This window comes from Sulfitobacter sp. F26204, assembly GCF_026410305.1.
Taxonomy (GTDB): domain Bacteria; phylum Pseudomonadota; class Alphaproteobacteria; order Rhodobacterales; family Rhodobacteraceae; genus Sulfitobacter.
Genome location: NZ_JAPMLQ010000002.1, coordinates 925,463 through 944,190 on the forward strand (window position 1 = coordinate 925,463; position 18,728 = coordinate 944,190).

Below are 18,728 nucleotides of genomic sequence, written 5' to 3' on the forward strand. Positions count from 1 at the left end.
CTGGATCACCTTTGACATGAGCGACTATAATTTTTACTGCCCGACGAGGCTGCGAAACCTCTTAGGCCGACGTTAAACCCGAAATTGGTAGTAGGCTCAACCGCCGTGGAAGAAGAATAACTGCGGGCAACGGACAGATCGATCTTTACACATTCGTTGTTGTAACTCAGGCCGATACCAGCGGTTGCGGCGCGGTCGTCTGCGACGTTGAATCGCCAGTCGGCACTGACCTCCCAGTGGTTGCTGATCTCATAGCGTCCCGCCAGAAGGATTTCCGAAACCGCTTCGTCACGTTCTTCTGCCGCGTCTTCGTCCAGCCAGACATAGCTGCCTGCAAGCGATCCACGTGAAAAGCCCCAGTTGCCGCGCAACTCCGCTTTGGCAAAACGGAATTCGCGGTCAAACAGGCTGCGGCCCGAGATGGACAATCCGTTGGGCGTAATCAACTGTGCCGCCAGCAAGATGTTTGAGGACACGCCGTTCAAACCCGTGGAAGTCGAAAAATCGGCATCGGCATCGCTTCGAAAGACCTGACCGACCGAGATATGGCTGTCCCAGCCCTGCGGGTTGATCCGAGACCAGTTCAGCCCCACGGCACCGACGGTACTGCGTTCGCGACGGTCCGGGCGCGGAAAGCGTGACAAGGACAAAAGATTGCCTTCGTCAAATTCTACACGCGTGCTTTCGTCGTTCGGCACGTCAAGACGGCGACCACCGGTCCAGCCGATCTGGGCAACTGGTTGCAGGATTTGTGTGATGCCGCCGCTGTCGCGCCGCACCATTGGATAGCTGAATGTCAGAGCCGCATTGGGCACGATTTCCGAATGGTTCTGCGCGAAGGAGGCATCTTGAGTGATGTCAAAAAAGTTAAAGCTGACCCCGCCCTGTAGATCTGCGACCAATCCGCTTTTCCAGGTAAAGCGGCGTCGCCAATCCGCTTCGCCGTGCAGTCGCGCGACGTCGCGCCCGTCCGTTACCAGATCGGCATCGGGGCCGTCCACATCGCTGTCCGAATTGCGTCGATGGGCATGGGCCTTGATGCCGAGACGCAGTTCGCCGCCCAGAGCTTTCGGAAAGAAACGCCGTTCGAATTCGCCGTCCAGCACGACTGTCGGCAAATTGTCGTTGATGTCATCAGCGCGCAGACTTTCAAAATTATACAGGCTGGCGCGAACAAATTCGTCGCGACGGGCACGATCGACCGTGATCTGGCTTTCCAGCCGGTCCTGCAGGAAATAACCGTATTCATTCAGATAGGCGCGATCCGTGGTGGCCTCGATGTCAAAATCCAATTCATAGTCGCGCGCGAGATCGAACTGGCCTTCACCAAAAACATAGCCTCGATTTGATCCGGGTTGCTGATCATCGCGGGTGAATGCGCCGTTAAATGTGATGCGTCCCTTGCGGTAGGCCTGACGATAACGGAATTCCAAAGTGCGGGTGACGCTGGAAAGATAGGGCGTCAAGGTCAGATCGCGGTGTTCGCCCAATTTGATGAAATAGGGCACCTTGAGCCCTGTCCCCAATTGCGAAGTAGTGCGGATCGACGGCACCAGAAAGCCGGTGGCCCGTTCGAGTTCGGGGCCGGGCAGGCGCAGCCGTGGCAGATACAGGACCGGCACGTTCAGAATGCGAAACTGGGCCTCGTCAAAGTAAAGCTGTTCTTCCAACTGGTCATGGATCACGCGTTTTGCGCGGATTTGCCAAAGCGGCGGGCTGCCGTCTTCACAGACTTTGCAGGAGGTGACCGAGGCTTTGGACAATTGGGAATAGCGCCCTGCGACACGGTCCAGTTGCACAGCGGCAATCTGCAATTGCCGGTTGAGGATCAGCCGAGCGCCGGACAGAATTCCGTTGCGCATATCCGCGTCCAGTTCGGCTGCATCCGCAAAGATCAGTGTTTCGCTGCCTTCCGTCAGGGTGATCGGCCCTTCGATCGTGAGACTGCCGTTGGTTTGGTCGTATCGGATGGATTTTGCCTGCAGACGGGCTGTACCTTGAAAGGCTTCAACATTGCCGCGGGCGACCAGCTTGCGGTCTTTGGTGATAAAAACCTCGTCCGCGATCAATACGGCGGGTTGTTGATGTGAGGTGGTTTCCTGCGCATGACTGAGGCGGGGCATCAACAGGGCAGCAACCAGCAGAAGCAGACGCACCATTAGCCGTCCTCCACATGCAGCAAGAGACCAATAGCCAGCAGAACAGCGGCAACAGGGGGTGCCCAAGCGGCAAGCAGTACGGGAATCTGTCCGTTCTCGCCCAAAATCTGGGCGAAACTGCGAATGAAATACAGTCCAAAGCCCAACAGCACGGCCGTCAACACCGCCACTCCGGTTCCGCCAAAGCGCGTGTGGCGCATGGTAAAGGCACTGGCAACCAATACCATCGCCATCAGGAACAAAGGCCGCGCAAACTCAGTTTGCAACCAGACCTGATGACGCCGTGCCGAGAATCCGGATTGCTCCAATTGCCGGATAAAAGTGGGCAAATCGTAAATCGAAACAGCTGCAGGTTTGCCAATGCTTTCGCGAATCCGCTCCAGTGTCAGCGAAGAAGGAATAATGAGGGTCTCGAATTTTTCGGCCTTTGCCTCGGAATTCACACCGGGAGAAAGCGGCCATGATTTCGCATTGCGCAATGACCATGCGCCCTCTTGAAGCGCGGCGCTGCCTGCCTCGATCCGGCGCACCGGTCCGTTTTCGGAATCATAGGAGATGAAAGTCACGTCAAAGAGCACCGATGCATCTGAATTTGAGCGCCAGGCCCGGATCACGGTTTGGCCCTGCGCCGTGCCCTGACGCAACCACAGACCTTCGTCGCTGATCGACAGGGCAGAGGCCCCACCGGCGCGATAGCTTTCGGAAAGTTGCAAATACCGGTTGCCGGTGGCTGCAACAATCGGGTTCAGCATGCCGACGGCCATGATGCCGATCAGCAAGGCGACGACCACAGGCGCAATCAGTGCCCGCATCGCAGACCGTCCGGCAGCACGGGTGACCACCAGTTCCGAAGATCGCGCCAGAGAGATGAAGAGGGTGATTGTCGCCAGGATTACAATCAGGGGTAGGATCAGGTTGATGGTCTGGGGCGCATTCAGAAAGGTGAGCTGCAGGATCCGGGGCCAACCCAGATCCAGTCCGCCAAATCTGCGCGCCTGATCAACCCCATCGATCAACATGACCAAAGCGAACAAAACAGCCATGATCATCAGGAAAGTCATGGCAAAACGACGTGCGAAATACAGGTGCAGGATCATTACGCGATCTTTCGTCGGCGTAGGCGGACCAACCAGCCGGGGTTGGCCACATGCCACAACATTGCAATGACCAGCACTCCACCGACCAGCGATGGCACATACAACAAGGGCCAGTTGGTTGCGTCATTTCTGACGCTGTCCACCAACGATCCCCGGATGCCGTCGATCGCAATCAGCAAGGCAAAGGCAATGGCAATCTCTCGCCAGACCCCGAACCGTGAGAACCCGCCAAGCAGCAATGTGGCATAGCCGACCAGGGCAGCCACGATGCAAAACAATGGCTGGGCAAACCGCGCATGAAGTTCTTCGGCAATCACGCCTTGGCTGTCGCCGGTGCGCGCAGCAACGTCCTCCCAGTCCCGCAGCAGATAGGTTGAGATCAGATTGTTGGTTGACAGCGTGCTATTGCTGCTTTGGTTCACCAATCCGGAAATATCAAAGGAGAAATCGCGAAATTTGGCCGTGGCAAGCCGCGTGTCGGCTTTGTTCAGCCGCTGTGCCAGACCATCCACCATGATCAAAGTTGTTCCTGAGCCATTGCGGACAAGATAGGCTTCGGCAGCGGTATAGATTACGCCTTCGGCCGGATCACGCCGGTCCGATAGAAAAACATCGCGTAGCACACCATCCGTATCGATGGCGCGGGTGTAGAAGGTGACATTCTGTGTCGGATGCAGGAATCGCCCCTCGCGCAGCAGGCTGGCGGTAATGTTCTGGGAAATTTCGTTTTCGCGTTGGGTCAGTTGGGATTGCGCCATAGGGACAAGAAAATGGGTGAGTATACTCATCATGACGGCAACACATAGCCCGAAGACCAAGACGGGGCGCGCCAGTCGCCAAGGGCTGGAACCTGTGGATTGCAGCACGGTAAGTTCTGATTCAGAAGACATACGATTGGTGACATATACTGCTCCTGCAAAGGTAGCGATGGGCAGGACAGTCGTGATGAGTTTGGGCAGGCCGAGGGCGGTGAATTCCAGAAAGACCAGGGCAGATTGCCCGTCACCAATCAGCCGGTCAAACAGGATGACGGCCCGGTTGATCCAGAACAGCGCCACCAGAACAAGCGCAAAGAAGCCAAACAGCAGCAAAAGCTGTGACAGCATATAGCGGTCTAATCGTGCCACTCATGTCCCCCAAGGTGCCTGTTCGGGCTATTTTACAGCAATGTCTAAAGCAAAATATGGCCGGGGAAAACTGCTAACTGGCCAAGGAAGTCCCAAGGCGCTAGATCTTGTGGAATTTCAGCACAAAGGCACACAACATGACCGCTCTGACTCCTATCACCTTCGCCGCCACTGACATTGAAAAAATCGCCGCACAAGAAGGGCGTGTCGCTATTTTTCTGGCTCCTGACGGACCTTTGGATGCAGGTGCGCGCCGGGTTAACAAGCTGACGAAAGGGGCGGTGCAGCGGTTGCTGGCTGGGCAGAAATTCGCCAAATCGAAACCCGGTGACGTCGCCACACTGACCTTTCCTGTGGGCATGGTGGCAGAGGCCGTAGACATTGTTCACCTGCCGCGCCGCACTGATGCCCTTGCGGCGCGCAAGGCGGGCGCCGGTCTGGCAAAACTTCGCGGCCAGTCGGATCTGTTGTTGCTGGCGGCAAATATGAAGTATGTCGCCGAGGTCTGCTTCGGTCTGGCAATGCGTGACTACGGATTTGATGATCACAAGACCGATGCCAATGAGCGCAAGGGCGCTGTCGTCACGATGTGCAAAAAACCTGATGAGGCCGAGGCCGCCGCAGCCCCGTTGATGGCAATCGCCGAAGGGGCATTCATGACCCGCGATCTCACAAATGCACCGGCGAATGTGCTGACGACCACGGCATTTGCGGATCAGCTCTCGGCGATGCAGGATCTGGGCCTGAAAGTTGAAGTGTTAGATGAGGATCAGCTTGTAAAGTTAGGCATGAGAACGCTTTTATGCGTTGGTCAGGGATCAGAAAGCCCGTCCAAGGTGGTAGTCATGGAATGGAATGGTGGCGCAAAGGACGAGGCCCCGTTGGCGTTGGTTGGTAAGGGTGTGGTTTTTGATACCGGTGGTATCAGTCTCAAGCCCGGCGCAGGCATGGAAGATATGACGATGGACATGGGCGGTGCCGGTGTTGTGGCCGGGGTGATGCGCAGTCTGGCGTTGCGTGCCGCCAAGGCCAATGTCGTCGGGCTTGTCGGGCTTGTTGAAAACATGCCTTCGGGGAATGCTGTGCGGCCCGGAGATGTTGTCACCTCGATGAAGGGCGACACAGTCGAGGTGATCAATACGGATGCTGAGGGGCGTTTGGTGCTCTGTGACGTGATGTGGTATGCACAGGAAAGGTTCAAGCCTGCGGCCATGATTGACCTGGCAACCCTGACAGGTGCGATTGTCGTCGGGCTGGGCCATGAGAACGCCGGTGTTTTTTCCAACGATGATGCCCTGTGTAATGCCTTTCTCAAGGCGGCGCAGGCAGAGGGGGAAGGTGCATGGCGAATGCCGATGGGACGAGGGTATGATACCCTGCTCAAAAGCCGGATTGCGGATATGAAGAACATCGGCGGTCGTGCGGCCGGGTCAGTGACCGCAGCGCAGTTCCTGAAGCGTTTTGTCAAAGAGGAAACGCCCTGGATTCATCTGGATATTGCAGGGGTTGCATCGGTCAAATCCGAAACGACACTGGCACCCGCAGGGGCTACGGGATGGGGTGTCGCTGCCTTGAACCGTCTGGTGCGTGAGCGGTTCGAGAAAGGATAGGCCTGATGGGCGCGGTCTTTTTCTATCACCTGACACAGCGCTCGCTGGCTGAAACCCTGCGAATGTTGCTTGAGAAATCTCTGGCCAACGACTGGCGTGTTGTGGTGCGAGGGACCGAAGAGTCAGGGCTCAGGGCGTTGGACAATGCCCTGTGGCTCGGACCGGAAGACGCATTTCTGCCACACGCCATGGCGGGGGGCGACCATGACAGTGACCAGCCGGTTTTGCTGACCACGGATTTGGCCCTCACGAAAGAGGCGCATTGCGTGATGTCGGTTGCCGGTGCTGAGGTCACGGCGACGGAGGTTGAAGCGATGGAGCGCGTATGCATCATCTTTGACGGCAATGATGATCGTGCTTTGAACCGGGCAAGGGGACAATGGAAGTCACTGAAAGATGCGGGTGTCCGGGCGCAGTATTGGTCCGAAAACTCTGGACGATGGGAGAAAAAGGCAGAGACCTGAGACACGGACCATGATCAACGGGTCAGGATCAACTCGCCACCAGCGATCTCGATTCGGCCCCAACGCTGCAGGTAACCCATACCCAAGAGTGATTGTTCCATCTGACCTTCGTTTACCACAGCGGGCACATCGTGATCGCTGACGCTGCCGAGTTGTACGGAATCGAGGCGCACGAATGCGGTGCGAACTTCGCCATTGGCAGTATTGGCGCGACCCAAATAGGCAAGATCGCCTGGATCTATTCCCGCCCGTTTTGCGTCAGACTGGGTGAGCACCATGTCTGTGGCACCGGTGTCGACGACAAAGCGGATGCTGGTGCCGTTGACCTCGGCAGAAAGGTAATAATGACCGTCACGGGCCCGGGGCACGATGATCTGATCCGTATCTGAATAGCTGATTTGCGACCGGCGCGCATCGCGGCTGATGTCCTGCCACAGGCCCACCGCAGCGGCGGCACCGACAAAGATCATCGCCCAAACGGCTGCATATTGCAGTGTTTTATTCAGACCCTCACGGGATTGCATGAAAAACCAACCTGCAACCATGGCAAGCAAAACAATCAGATAGATCAAGTTTCCGGTGTCGAGATTTGTCATGGCAGCCCCTGTTTCACCCTATGGGATATATATAGGATGGCACGGGCCGGATGTCAGCCCGTTGTCGGGCCAAAGCCATAGGCAGCCAAACCATCAAGGACAAATTGAACCGCCAGCGCGGCAAGCAACATGCCGAGGATACGGGTGATCACATTGATGCCGGTCTTGCTGATGATGCGGTCAAGGTAACTGCTGACCATCAAGGTCAACAACATGCTAACCAATACGAATGCGGTGATGGCAAGCACGGTGACAAGACCCTGGCCGCCGGGCTTTTCAGCGATCAACAGGATGATCGAGGCAATGGATCCCGGACCTGCAATCAATGGAATGGCCAAGGGAAAGACGGAAGGGTCGTCGGTGTCCTCTTCTTCAGTGCGGTCCTCACGCCGTTTTGCACGACGGTCAAACAGCATGTCGAGCGCGGTAAGGAAAAGCAGGATGCCGCCGGCGATGCGAAAGGAGGGCATGGAGATGCCGACAAACCCGAGGACGGCTTTGCCGAACAGGGCAAAAAGTGCGAGGATCAGTGCGGCGACGCAAACCGCACGAATGGCGATGCGCCGGCGTTCTGTCGGCGTATAGCCCGGGGTGAGGGCCAGAAACAACGGGAAGATGGCGATCGGATCGATCACGACAAACATCGTGACAAGGGCGGTGATCATATAGGCGGTATCGAGTGTCATCTGTCCAAAACCGATTGTGGGCCGCGCCCGTTACATTATTTGGGACAGCGCCCCATCATCAAAGATGAATTCCCGAGGATCTTAAGGCCAGAAGGAGCCGAGGTAAGAAATGAGGGATGTCAGCCTGTCGCCTTTTCGAGTTTTTCCTGGGCCTGCATCCAGAGAGTTTCAGCGCGTTCCAGTGCCTGCATGACCTCGGCGTATTTCTTGTTCCATACATCAAGTTCGCCATTTTTGGTATCTTCGTAAAGGGCAGGATCGGCGAGTTTTTTGGCCAGCTTGTCGCGCATGTCATTGATTTTGGTCATGCGCGCTTCGGCTTTGCGCACTTCGGCGCGCAGGGCGAGGACTTCGTCGCGGCTGGCGCGTTTTTCCTTGGGTTTCTCTTTGGTCCTTGCGTTCTTGCTGACCGGTTTTGCCGGCGCCAACAACAGCTTACGATAGGATTCCAGGTCGTCTTCGTAAGGGGTGACAGTGCCGTTCGACACCAGCCACAGGCGGTCGGCAACCATCGACAATAGGTGCATGTCGTGGCTGACAAGGATCACCGCACCGGAATATTGCGTGAGCGCTTCGACCAGGGCTTCGCGGGATTCGATGTCGAGGTGGTTTGTCGGCTCATCAAGGATCAGCAGATGCGGCGCGTCGAGCGTGGCAAGCAGCAGGGACAGGCGGGCTTTCTGGCCCCCTGACAGTCGGCCCACTTCGGTTTCGGCCTGATCCGGGCCAAGGCCAAAACCGGCCAGTTGGGCACGCAGTTTTGACTGTAACACCCCGGGTCGGGCGGCGATCATATGTTGCAGCGGGGTTTCCTCGACAATCAACTCCTCGACCTGATGCTGGGCGAAGAAACCGATGCGCAATTTATTGGCTTTTACAGCCTTGCCGTCCATCAATATGAGGCGGTCGGAAAGGAGTTTGGAGAGGGTTGATTTGCCCTGACCATTGCGCCCCAAAAGGGCGATGCGATCATCCTGATCGATGCGAAGATTGAGGCGGGAGAGGACGGGCGTGCCTTCGAGATAGCCGACCGAGCCGTTTTCGATCGAGATGATGGGCGGTGAAAGCTCTTCGGGCTCGGGAAAGGTGAAGACGCGTTTGGCCGCCTGCTCCGGCGAGGCGATCATGTCCATCTTTTCGATCATCTTAAGGCGGGATTGCGCCTGTTTGGCCTTGGACGCCTTGGCCTTGAAGCGGTCCACAAAACTTTGCATGTGATCGCGGCGCTGCTGTTGTTTCTTGGCCATCGCGGCCTGAACCGCGCGTTGTTCGGCGCGTTGGCGGGCGAATTGGTCATAAGGACCCTGGTAGAAGGTCAGCTTGCGGTCTTCCAGATGCAGGATGCCGTTGACTGCACGGTTGAGCAATCCGCGGTCGTGGCTGATGATGATGACTGTATGGGGATATTTGGCAAGATATGCCTCGAGCCAGAGCGCGCCTTCAAGGTCAAGGTAGTTTGTCGGTTCATCCAGCAACAAGAGATCAGGCTGGGCAAAAAGCACTCCGGCGAGCGCGACGCGCATGCGCCAGCCGCCCGAAAATGAAGAGCAGGGCATGAGTTGGTCTTCAGCGTCAAAACCAAGGCCTTTGAGGATCGACGAGGCGCGCCCTTCGGCGGACCATGCATCAATGTCCGACAGGCGGGCCTGTATGTCGGCGATGCGGCCCGGATCAGTCGCGGTCTCGGATTCGATCAACAAGGCTGCGCGTTCAGTATCAGCTTGCAGCACAGTATCGAGCAGGGAAGTTTCAGAAGAAGGAACTTCCTGTGCCACGCCACCGATCTTGGCGCGTGAGGGCAGGGTGATTTCCCCCGCATCAAGGCTCAATTCGCCACGAATGATCCGGAACAGCGTGGTTTTTCCCGCGCCATTACGTCCGACAAGGCCCACCTTGTGACCATCGGGAATGACAGCGGAAGCTTCCTCGAACAGAGGACGGCCTTCGACGGAATAGTTGATTTCTGAGATGCGTAACATGGGCGGGGTGTGCCGCAATGCGAGGCGGGCGTCAATCGCGGGTTTTCACGCGAGGATCACCATGCTAGGGAGCGGCCAAATCAACCCCCATAGGAGCAAGCCACATGGCCCTTGAGCGTACATTCTCGATCATCAAACCCGATGCAACCAAGCGCAACCTGACCGGCGCAATCGTCAAGAAATTCGAAGATGCAGGTCTGCGCGTTGTCGCATCCAAGCGTATCCATCTGACCATGGCACAGGCCGGCGAGTTCTATAAAGTTCACGCAGAGCGTCCGTTTTACGGCGAACTGTGTGAATTCATGGCCTCTGCGCCCATCGTTGCACAGGTTCTGGAAGGTGAAAACGCCATTGCCAAGAATCGCGAAGTGATGGGTGCCACAAACCCCGCAGATGCCGCAGCCGGCACGATCCGCGCCGAATTCGCACAAAGCGTTGGCGAGAATTCAGTTCATGGCTCAGATGCGCCAGAGACTGCAGCAGAAGAGATCGCCTATTTCTTTTCTGGTCTGGAGTTGGTGGGCTAAGCCTGCTGTCCTGTCTCAGCGATGTTTGGAAGAGGCCGCAGCGATGCGGCCTTTTTTATGGGCGCGGATCAGGGTTTGTTCAGGCCGATTTCGTCAAGAAATTTGTCCAATGAGGTTTTTTGCGGCGGGTGGTGCGCAGCCTTAAGCGCGTCGAATCTTTTGCGCAAAGCAGCTTTTTCAGCACCCTTGCAATCATTCCACGGGCGGCCCTGAAGCGCCATGACCAGGACGTAATAACCAATGAAGTGGGGGGCGACGCCAGCGGTCAAGAGCTTGGCATATGCTGCATCCGGCCCCAAGGCACGCAATGCTTCGGCACTATGAATGCCGGCTGCTGTGCAATTGGCCTCGAAGGCGGGACCAAGGTTGCGGATTGACGAGACAGGCGTTGTCATGACCTGATATTACTTCGCGCCGCGAGGGCTGTCATCCCGGAATGCCGGATTCAGTCAGAGACTGGCGTAGTCGGTAAATACGGGCTTGGGTGCTGCTTCGGGACCTTGCGCCTGGGCACTGGGTGCGGCGGGTGCAGGTTGAGGGGGTGGTTTGTCATCGGAAGTGTCACGGCGTGCCATCTGGCTGCTCCTGAAAGGGGGCCGGACAGGGAATGACCAGCCTGTAAATCAATGCCTTGCAGAAAAGAGTGCCGTCAGAGCGGCAAAATTATGGCGGCAATGTGGCAATCAGGCCGGCGCTGTCAGGTGATAACTGGTCACTTGCCGCCAGATCTGGCCGGGCCGCAGAATGATTGAAGGGAAAGTTGGATGTCGCGGGGCGTCGGGCCAGAACTGGGGTTCAAGCGCGAGACCAGCAAATGGTCGCAGGTCTGTACCATCTTGCAGAGCGCCGGGCCAGTGAGGCAGAAAGCCACCCGCATACACCTGTATCCCCGGGGCGTTTGACATCACCCTTAGCCTGGTCCCGTTCGGGCCTGTGAGGGTGGCACAGAGGCGCGAAGGACCATCTTTGATGGTGTCGATGCAGTAGTTCACGTCCAGGTCCCTGCTTAGGGGTACCGGTTTGGCGGAGGTAAAATCAAACATGCTGCCTGAAACAGAGGCAATCTGGCCGGTGGGCAGATTGTGGGCGTCAGTCGGCAAATACAGTTGGGCGGGAATATGCAGTTGATGTTCTGCAACATCCTTGCCGCCCAGATTCCAGTAGGGGTGATGGGCAATATTCATCGGCGTGGGCTGGTCGGATTGTGCCGTGATCTCCAGGCGGAGGCATTGGGCGTCCAGGCTGTAACGTGCGGTGATCCTGCGCAGACCGGGAAGGCCTTGTTCACCATCTGCCAATACCGCACGCAAACACAGGTGCGTCGCACCGTGATCAACCTCTTCCCAATCGCGGGCGTGCAACCCGTCAGCACCGGAATGAAGGCAGGCACGGCCTTCTTCGTTCAATGGCATTTGGTAAACTGTGCCGTCGACCGGCATCAGACCTTTGGAGATGCGATTGGCCACTGGCCCCACAATTGCACCTGCATAATCAGGCATTTGCGCGTCATTCTTTACGGCCAGCACGAGACTGCGATCCAGCCCGCGCATATGCAACGCCACGAGCCTGGCCCCTTTGGACAGGATACGGACCGTCAGGCTGTCAGAGGTAAGGGTGAAAGACATCGAACCCATCGTGGCGCGCATTGCGGGTTTGATCAAGTCGGCGATACAGGAAAAGCAAAGGGCCTAGCATTTGCATGCTAAGCCCTTGAAACTTATGGCTCCGACGGTAGGGATCGAACCTACGACCAATTGATTAACAGTCAACTGCTCTACCGCTGAGCTACGTCGGAACGGTCTGGGCGATATAGCAGTGAGATTCTGGCGCGTCCAGAGGGATTTGGTCTGAATGTCAGAATTTTTGTCCTCTAGACGGACTTTAGTTGGAATTCTGCTTCGGCATGCAACGAACCAAGCGGTTGGACTTTGGATTTACCATTAAGATCAACAAGATGTGCGAGTACGTTACGGGTTGCGGCAGCAAGCAGGGCAGCGGGGGTGTCGGCATAGACCAGTTTGGCAATGGTCTGGGCGGTGGCAGGGCCGGCGGACAATGCTTTTAGGATCGCGGATTCGCGGTTCAACCGATGTGCAACCAACCAGTCGAGACGGGCAGCGGGGTCATCGACCTGCGCGCCGTGACCGGGGTAAAAGACACGCCATTGTCGTGTTGCCAGTCGCATACATGAGGCCATGAAATCGGTCAGATCGCCATCGGGGGGAGAAACCAGCGATGATGCCCAACCCATCACGTGATCCGCCGTAAAACAGGCGTCCCCCCAGGCCAGTGACAAATGATTGCCGATGTGGCCGGGGGTGTGCAGCGCTTCGAGCTGCCAGCCGTCACCCCGTAATATTTCACAATCACCGAGTGTTTGATCGGGCGTGAATTCAGCATCGATGCCTTCGCCGCCACCCAGCAATCCGCCGGCAGCGAGGGTTTGCATGACCTCGGAGCGGCCGGCCGTGGCCTCACCAAAGGCCAGGACAGGGGCGCCACTGGCCTTGGCCAGTGGACGTGCCAGGGGCGAATGGTCAAGGTGGGTATGGGTGACGATGATATGGGTGATCCGCTGGGGGGGCTGGACCGCGTCAAGGATCGCCTGCAGATGCGCGTCACTCAGCGGGCCGGGATCAATAACGGCAAGGCCACCTGACCCCAGAAGATAGGTATTGGTGCCACGATAGGTCATCGGTGAGGGGTTGGGAGCCAGGATTCGACGCAGACCTGGTTCCAGCAGTTCGGGAACACCGACCGGAGGATTAAAGTCGTCAGGAGGCTGCATGGCAGAGTTTCATCGGGAATGGCCTTTCATAGGGCGGTGACGCTGGCTAAGGTCTATCCCATGTCGTTCCTCTGGCTCAAACACTATATGCCGCGCGGTATTTACGGGCGGGCCGCATTGATCCTGCTTTTGCCGGTGGTGATCATTCAATTGGTGGTCACGGTGCTTTTTGCGCAGCGTCATTTCGAAGGCGTGACACATCAGATGGCCGATACGGTGCTGCGTGAGCTTGTTCTGGTGCAAGAGGAGATTGAAAAGGCCCCCAGCCGCTCGGCAGTCTCAAGGCAGGTATCAGAACGGCTCGAAGCGCTTGAAATCGGGGTTTTTCCTGTTGGAGCGTCAGACTTGCCACCTGGGAATAGGATGTTGTGGTACGATTATTCAGGGCGCGTTATTGCACAACGCTTCAAGAATATGCTTGCGGGGTTCCAGGCGGTCGATCTGACAAATGGCAGCCTGGTAAAGGTATTTGTGGCGTCGCCGAAGGGGGCAATGGAAATCCGATTCGACCGACGACGCATCTCCGCGAGCAATCCGCACCAGCTTTTTGTCTATACGATTTTCTTTGGTGCATTGATGACGTTCATCGCTTTTGTTTATTTGCGTAATCAGTTGCGCCCGATCAAGCGGCTGGCTCTTGCGTCCGAGGCCTTCGGGCGTGGACGCCATGTGCCCTATTCACCCGCCGGTGCGGTTGAAGTGCGCAGCGCGGGGGCGGCCTTTGTGGACATGCGCAACCGGATCGAACGCCAGATCGAACAGCGCACCCTGATGTTGTCGGGGGTCAGCCATGACCTGCGCACACCGCTTACGCGGATGCGGCTAAGCCTGTCGATGTTGGACGATGATGAGGCCACACCATTGTTGCAGGATGTGGATGACATGCAACGGATGCTGGATGAATTTCTTGATTTTGCCAAAGGTGCTGCCGAGGGCACGCCAGAGGCCGTCGTGCCGTTCGATCTTGTCACCGAGATAGTGAATGAGGCACAGCGTGGCGGACGTGATGTGAGTTTGTTGCCGGCTGAGGGCGACGGCACAGGTACGGTGATGCTGCGCCGCGTCGCGATCCGGCGTGCAGTCGACAACCTGATTTCCAATGCAGTGCGCTACGGTGCCCGGGCCGAGGTCTCTGTCATGTTGACCGACAAGACTTTGCGAATTCGTGTCGAAGACGATGGTCCCGGTATTCCCGAGGACCGCCGCGCCGAGGCAGCACGCCCCTTTACCCGGCTTGATCCTGCACGCAATCAGGACAAGGGCGGTGGTGTTGGTTTGGGGCTGGCCATTGCGACAGACATCGCACGGGCGCACGGAGGTGTTCTACGTTTGGGGGAATCGCAGCGTCTGGGCGGTTTGAAGGCGGATATTGTCATCGCGCGATAGGTTTTTGCAACTTGGCGACCCAGCGGAAGGATTGCAGCGCGGCCAGATCTTGATCACAGTTGCCAGACCCCAAGCCGGAGACTCCCATGACACCCTATGAAATGATCAAAACCAACCTTGACAGCGCTGTACCGTTTGCCAGCCATGTGGGGGTCAAGTTGCTGGAGCTTGGTGATGGCGTTGCCAGCGCAGAGCTGGATCAACGAGAAGAGGTGTCCAATCATATCAATTCAATGCATGCAGGCGCGATGTTCACGCTGGGAGAAGCGGCATCAGGGGCAGCCATGGCAGGGGCATTGGCACCAGTCATCCTGCAGATGCGTCCGGTGGCTGCGGTGGCCAGTATCGCATTCAAGAAAGTTGCCAAGGGCAGGCTGACAGCCCATGCCAAAACCTCCCGAGAAGGCGCGGCGCTGATGGCTGCGATTGCGGATGATGGCAAGGTGACATTCGATGTCAGCGTCGAGATCCAAGACGCCAGCGGCGACACCGTCGTCGAGATGACCGTGAACTGGTATGTGAGCGCGGTAAGATAAGCCAGGCGCATCTTATCCAAGACCAAGGCAGCGCGTCGGAGACTGCTATGTACGTCAGCCTTGAACGAACCTGACATGGTTTTCCGCCCCATCGGTTTTGTTGCTTGTTAATGGTTGGAACATGCGCGTTGGTTGGGGTTTTCGCCTGTTCAGCCCAGGACCACTGGGCGCTGCCTTCCACGGTCGTTACGGAACAATCGATTCCGTGGTAAAGGAAACTGATGCGTGACCACTGTGATCAACCCATTTCACATGTGAGGCATAGCTGCTCGATGCGCCGATTGGGCGTGGAAAGGGTAGCGTCAGGCGATTGGCCATGCCCGAAAACACTGCTTAGCGCGCATGTCTGTTGGGGGCCGTGATACCCGCGATGTTCAACTCTTTTATGGTGAAAGGCCGACCTTGGGGCGTATTGAAATTTCGCCCACCTGCTTGCAGCCGACCGGGCCTTGAGGGCAATTTTCACGAATTCAACCGACAGCCCATTGGCAGGGATAAATGTGAAAATACCTTTGGGCATATGTCGCGAAGATCTAGGCGGATTCGCGGCCAGATCCGCCAGAAGTCGGTCCCATAGTCATTCAGTGGTTCAATGAACTTTTTGGTAATTCGACGGTTCCAGCTAAGATACTGAAAGGCTTGGTAGGCCCGGCAGGACTTGAACCCGCAACCAAAGCGTTATGAGCGCTCTGCTCTAACCAGTTGAGCTACAGGCCCACCACGGGCGTTGGGTAAGCCGCGATGAAACATTCGTCAAGACCTTGCGTGGGTTCGGCGTTCCGGTTTGCAAAGACCCATCGCAGGACAGGCGGCGTGAATCCGGTGATGGCAGTGGTTGCTTGGGTCGGGTTGATCGGGTATCGCAGCGACATTGTCTGGAAACTGGGGATTGAGCATGACAAAAAACGGTATCACCTATGCGGATGCGGGCGTGGATATCGACGCTGGCAATGCGTTGGTTGAACGGATCAAACCTGCGGCCAAACGTACCCAGCGGCCGGGCACGATGGCGGGTCTTGGTGGATTTGGTGCATTGTTCGACCTGAAAGCAGCAGGGTTTGTCGATCCGATTCTGGTGGCGGCGACGGATGGTGTTGGCACCAAACTGCGTATTGCTATTGATACAGGAAATGTTGACGGCATCGGCGTTGATCTGGTTGCCATGTGTGTGAACGATTTGGTGTGTCAAGGTGCAGAGCCATTGTTTTTTCTGGATTATTTTGCAACGGGCAAGCTGGAGCTGGATCAGGCGACCCGTATCATCGAAGGCATCGCCGCGGGTTGCGAAGCGTCCGGCTGCGCTTTGATCGGAGGTGAAACTGCTGAGATGCCCGGCATGTATCACGCAGGCGATTTTGATCTTGCAGGTTTTTCCGTCGGCGCGATGGAGCGCGGTGCGGAGCTGCCACGCGGGGTGGCCGAGGGTGACATCTTGTTGGGTTTGCCCAGTGACGGTGTGCATTCCAACGGCTATTCGCTGGTGCGTAAGATTGTCGAGATTTCAGGCCTTGGCTGGGAGGATCGCTCACCCTGGAATGAGGAGACCTTGGGAGCGGCGTTGCTGACACCGACGCGGCTTTACGTCAAGGGGGCTGTTGCAGCCTTGCGCCGCGATTGCTTGCAAGCGCTTGCGCATATTACGGGTGGCGGCTTGACCGAGAACCTTCCGCGTGTGCTGCCCGAAGGGCTGGGGGCGAAAATCGATCTGGAGACCTGGACTTTACCACCTGTTTTCAAATGGTTGTCCCAAACTGGCGGAATTTCCGAAGCTGAGATGCTCAAGACCTTTAATACCGGTGTTGGCATGGTTGCCGTCGTACCGCAGGACAAGGTCTCTGATGCCAAGGAAGCTTTTGCCAGTGACGGACACGTGGCGTTTGAAATGGGCCGGATCATCAAAGGCGCAGGCGTGCATTATACGGGTGCTCTGCTTTGACAAAGCGGGTTGCGATCTTCCTTTCTGGTGGCGGTTCAAACATGCGTGCACTGGTCGAGGACATGCAGGGCGATCACCCGGCGCGACCCTGTGTTGTGCTTTCAAATCAGGCGGAAGCCGGTGGGATCGCTTGGGCAAGAGAGCAGGGTATCGCGACAGAAGTGGTGGACCATCGTCCGTTTGCCGGCGACAGGGTGCAGTTTGAAACCGCAATAAGCGCGGCCCTAACGCCGCATCAGCCAGACATCATCTGCCTTGCCGGATTCATGCGGAAACTGACGGCCGGGTTTACCGATCAGTGGGCGGGAAAAATGATCAACATTCATCCCTCATTGTTACCGAAATATAAAGGGTTGCATACGCATCGCCGTGTACTGGATGAAGGCGATGCGCAACATGGTTGCACCGTGCACGAGGTCACGGCGGCGCTGGATGATGGTCCGATCCTTGGCCAAGCTGTCTTGTCTGTTGCGGTGGATGACTCAGCACAGTCGCTGGCAGAGCGGGTTTTGGTGCTTGAGCATAAACTGTACCCTGCCGTTTTACGCCGTTTTGCCGATGGGGATCGCAGGCCAGTGATGTTGACAGGTTGACTGGTCAATTCCCGGTTCGTGCTGTAGCTGTTGGGCGATCTGCACCACCCTTTCTTCGCGAAGTGAATTCATGAGAACAATAACAACGACAGCCGACCTCGCCGAATTTTGCAGCCAAGCCGCAGAACATCCCTATGTCACTCTGGACACCGAATTTCTGCGCGAACGTACTTATTATTCGAAACTTTGCCTTGTGCAGCTGGCGATGCCCGGCAGCGATGACAGCAACGCGGTTCTGCTGGATCCGCTGGCAGACGGTATTTCGCTCGAGCCGCTTTATGACCTCTTTCGTGATTCATCGGTGGTCAAGGTTTTTCATGCGGCGCGTCAGGATCTTGAAATCTTTTTTGTCGATGCGCAGGTTTTTCCCGAACCGCTGTTTGATACCCAGGTCGCGGCGATGGTCTGTGGATTTGGCGAACAGGTGGGCTATGAAACGCTGGTGCGAAAGATCTGCAATGAGGGTGTGGATAAATCCTCGCGCTTTACCGATTGGTCGCGCCGTCCGTTGTCAGACGCACAAAAGAAATATGCTTTGGCGGATGTTACCCATTTGCGGCAGATATACGAATTCTTGGCCGGGAAGCTGGAAGAAAGCGGGCGTGGCCGTTGGGTACAGGAGGAACTGACCACCCTCACGTCGCCCGAAACCTACGTCACTGCGCCGCAGGACGCCTGGAAACGGGTCAAGACCCGGACAAATTCGCCGAAGTTTCTGGGCATCGTACGCGAATTGGCAGCTTTCCGCGAGGCTTATGCCCAGGCGCGCAACATCCCGCGCAACCGTGTTTACAAAGATGACGCACTTGTTGAACTGGCCAGTCTCAAGCCCTCCAACCATGAAGAGCTTGGCCGCGCCCGGCTCTTGCTACGCGAAGGACGTAAAGGAGAGATTGCCGACGGTATCTTGCAAAGCGTAGCGAAGGGGATCAAGACAAAGGCAGAAGACCTGCCCAAGCCAGACCGTAGCCGCGACAAGCTGCATGTAAACCCGGCGCTGGCGGACCTATTGAGAGTCTTGCTCAAGGCGAAAACCGAACAGGCAGGTGTGGCGGCCAAGCTGATTGCCCCTGCTGCTGATCTGGACGGAATCGCAGCCGGCATGCGGGATGTGCCGGCATTGCGCGGGTGGCGTTTCGAGGTATTTGGCAATGACGCTCTGCGTCTGTGCAAGGGCGAGATTGCTTTGACGGCCAAGGGTAATGACATCAAGCTTGTTGATGTATGAGGTCGTGATTGATGCG

Annotated in this window: 18 protein-coding genes and 2 tRNA genes; 8 read left to right on the forward strand and 12 right to left on the reverse strand. The window is 56.9% G+C overall.

Features of this window, described 5'->3' with window-relative positions:
- Window positions 1-5: 5 nt before the first annotated feature.
- Genes OS190_RS08435 through lptF form a run of 3 tightly spaced genes read right to left on the reverse strand, consistent with a single transcriptional unit; the run spans window position 6 to window position 4,383 of the window.
- Window positions 6-2,159 (reverse strand): LPS-assembly protein LptD, encoded by a 2,154-nt coding sequence (locus tag OS190_RS08435; protein ID WP_267158213.1) that lies wholly within the window; start codon window positions 2,157-2,159, stop codon window positions 6-8.
- Window positions 2,159-3,256, reverse strand: coding sequence for an LPS export ABC transporter permease LptG (gene lptG, locus OS190_RS08440; RefSeq protein WP_267158214.1), 1,098 nt, complete (start codon window positions 3,254-3,256; stop codon window positions 2,159-2,161). The genes OS190_RS08435 and lptG overlap by 1 nt, the downstream gene beginning before the upstream one ends.
- Entirely contained in the window at window positions 3,256-4,383 is a 1,128-nt protein-coding gene (lptF, locus tag OS190_RS08445; RefSeq protein ID WP_267158215.1) for an LPS export ABC transporter permease LptF, read from the reverse strand. Before lptF ends, lptG begins: the two co-directional genes overlap by 1 nt.
- Before the next feature lie 137 nt (window positions 4,384-4,520).
- Here lptF and OS190_RS08450 point away from each other — a divergent pair, with 137 nt between their 5' ends.
- Complete coding sequence (locus tag OS190_RS08450) at window positions 4,521-5,993, forward strand: leucyl aminopeptidase (protein ID WP_267158216.1); 1,473 nt, start codon at window positions 4,521-4,523, stop codon at window positions 5,991-5,993.
- A 5-nt stretch (window positions 5,994-5,998) separates the two neighbouring features.
- Window positions 5,999-6,457 (forward strand): DNA polymerase III subunit chi, encoded by a 459-nt coding sequence (locus OS190_RS08455; protein ID WP_267158217.1) that lies wholly within the window; start codon window positions 5,999-6,001, stop codon window positions 6,455-6,457.
- A 14-nt stretch (window positions 6,458-6,471) separates the two neighbouring features.
- Here OS190_RS08455 and OS190_RS08460 read toward each other — a convergent pair whose 3' ends face one another.
- The 3 genes from OS190_RS08460 to OS190_RS08470 form a co-directional block, all read right to left on the reverse strand.
- A complete protein-coding gene (locus tag OS190_RS08460; RefSeq protein WP_267158218.1) occupies window positions 6,472-7,053 on the reverse strand; it encodes a retropepsin-like aspartic protease family protein in 582 nt (193 codons plus the stop codon).
- Between the two features lie 53 nt (window positions 7,054-7,106).
- Entirely contained in the window at window positions 7,107-7,739 is a 633-nt protein-coding gene (locus OS190_RS08465) for a MarC family protein (protein WP_267158219.1), read from the reverse strand.
- A 119-nt stretch (window positions 7,740-7,858) separates the two neighbouring features.
- The gene (locus OS190_RS08470; protein WP_267158220.1) at window positions 7,859-9,718 is read right to left on the reverse strand and encodes an ABC-F family ATP-binding cassette domain-containing protein; all 1,860 of its coding nucleotides are present in this window, start codon (window positions 9,716-9,718) and stop codon (window positions 7,859-7,861) included.
- A 104-nt stretch (window positions 9,719-9,822) separates the two neighbouring features.
- On the opposite strand from OS190_RS08470, the gene ndk reads away from it, so the two are divergent.
- Complete coding sequence (gene ndk, locus OS190_RS08475) at window positions 9,823-10,245, forward strand: nucleoside-diphosphate kinase (RefSeq protein WP_267158221.1); 423 nt, start codon at window positions 9,823-9,825, stop codon at window positions 10,243-10,245.
- 68 nt (window positions 10,246-10,313) lie between these two features.
- Here the strand turns inward: ndk and OS190_RS08480 are convergent, their stop codons facing one another.
- The 5 genes from OS190_RS08480 to OS190_RS08500 all read right to left on the reverse strand — a co-directional run bounded on the left by OS190_RS08480 (window position 10,314) and on the right by OS190_RS08500 (window position 13,033).
- Window positions 10,314-10,640 carry a TfoX/Sxy family DNA transformation protein gene (locus OS190_RS08480; RefSeq protein ID WP_267158222.1) on the reverse strand — a complete coding sequence of 109 codons (327 nt, stop codon included), beginning with the start codon at window positions 10,638-10,640 and terminating at the stop codon, window positions 10,314-10,316.
- A 54-nt stretch (window positions 10,641-10,694) separates the two neighbouring features.
- On the reverse strand, window positions 10,695-10,820 hold the full coding sequence (locus tag OS190_RS08485) for a hypothetical protein (protein WP_267158223.1): 126 nt from the start codon (window positions 10,818-10,820) through the stop codon (window positions 10,695-10,697).
- A 108-nt stretch (window positions 10,821-10,928) separates the two neighbouring features.
- Complete coding sequence (locus OS190_RS08490; RefSeq protein WP_267158224.1) at window positions 10,929-11,870, reverse strand: aldose epimerase family protein; 942 nt, start codon at window positions 11,868-11,870, stop codon at window positions 10,929-10,931.
- A 95-nt stretch (window positions 11,871-11,965) separates the two neighbouring features.
- A tRNA-Asn gene (locus OS190_RS08495) sits at window positions 11,966-12,040 on the reverse strand.
- A 75-nt stretch (window positions 12,041-12,115) separates the two neighbouring features.
- Window positions 12,116-13,033: an MBL fold metallo-hydrolase gene (locus tag OS190_RS08500; protein WP_267158225.1), complete on the reverse strand. Its 918-nt coding sequence runs from the start codon at window positions 13,031-13,033 to the stop codon at window positions 12,116-12,118.
- A gap of 60 nt (window positions 13,034-13,093) precedes the next feature.
- Here OS190_RS08500 and OS190_RS08505 point away from each other — a divergent pair, with 60 nt between their 5' ends.
- A complete protein-coding gene (locus OS190_RS08505) occupies window positions 13,094-14,419 on the forward strand; it encodes an ATP-binding protein (RefSeq protein ID WP_267158226.1) in 1,326 nt (441 codons plus the stop codon).
- 86 nt (window positions 14,420-14,505) lie between these two features.
- A complete protein-coding gene (locus OS190_RS08510) occupies window positions 14,506-14,955 on the forward strand; it encodes a DUF4442 domain-containing protein (protein WP_267158227.1) in 450 nt (149 codons plus the stop codon).
- Window positions 14,956-15,595: 640 nt separating this feature from the next.
- Here OS190_RS08510 and OS190_RS08515 read toward each other — a convergent pair.
- Window positions 15,596-15,672, reverse strand: a tRNA-Ile gene (locus OS190_RS08515).
- A gap of 178 nt (window positions 15,673-15,850) precedes the next feature.
- Here OS190_RS08515 and purM point away from each other — a divergent pair.
- The 3 genes from purM to rnd all read left to right on the forward strand — a co-directional run bounded on the left by purM (window position 15,851) and on the right by rnd (window position 18,712).
- On the forward strand, window positions 15,851-16,891 hold the full coding sequence (purM, locus tag OS190_RS08520) for a phosphoribosylformylglycinamidine cyclo-ligase (protein ID WP_267158228.1): 1,041 nt from the start codon (window positions 15,851-15,853) through the stop codon (window positions 16,889-16,891).
- Window positions 16,888-17,484, forward strand: a complete 597-nt coding sequence (gene purN / locus OS190_RS08525; protein WP_267158229.1) for a phosphoribosylglycinamide formyltransferase — start codon at window positions 16,888-16,890, stop codon at window positions 17,482-17,484. The genes purM and purN overlap by 4 nt, the downstream gene beginning before the upstream one ends.
- A gap of 70 nt (window positions 17,485-17,554) precedes the next feature.
- Window positions 17,555-18,712 carry a ribonuclease D gene (gene rnd, locus OS190_RS08530; protein ID WP_267158230.1) on the forward strand — a complete coding sequence of 386 codons (1,158 nt, stop codon included), beginning with the start codon at window positions 17,555-17,557 and terminating at the stop codon, window positions 18,710-18,712.
- Window positions 18,713-18,728 lie beyond the last annotated feature (16 nt).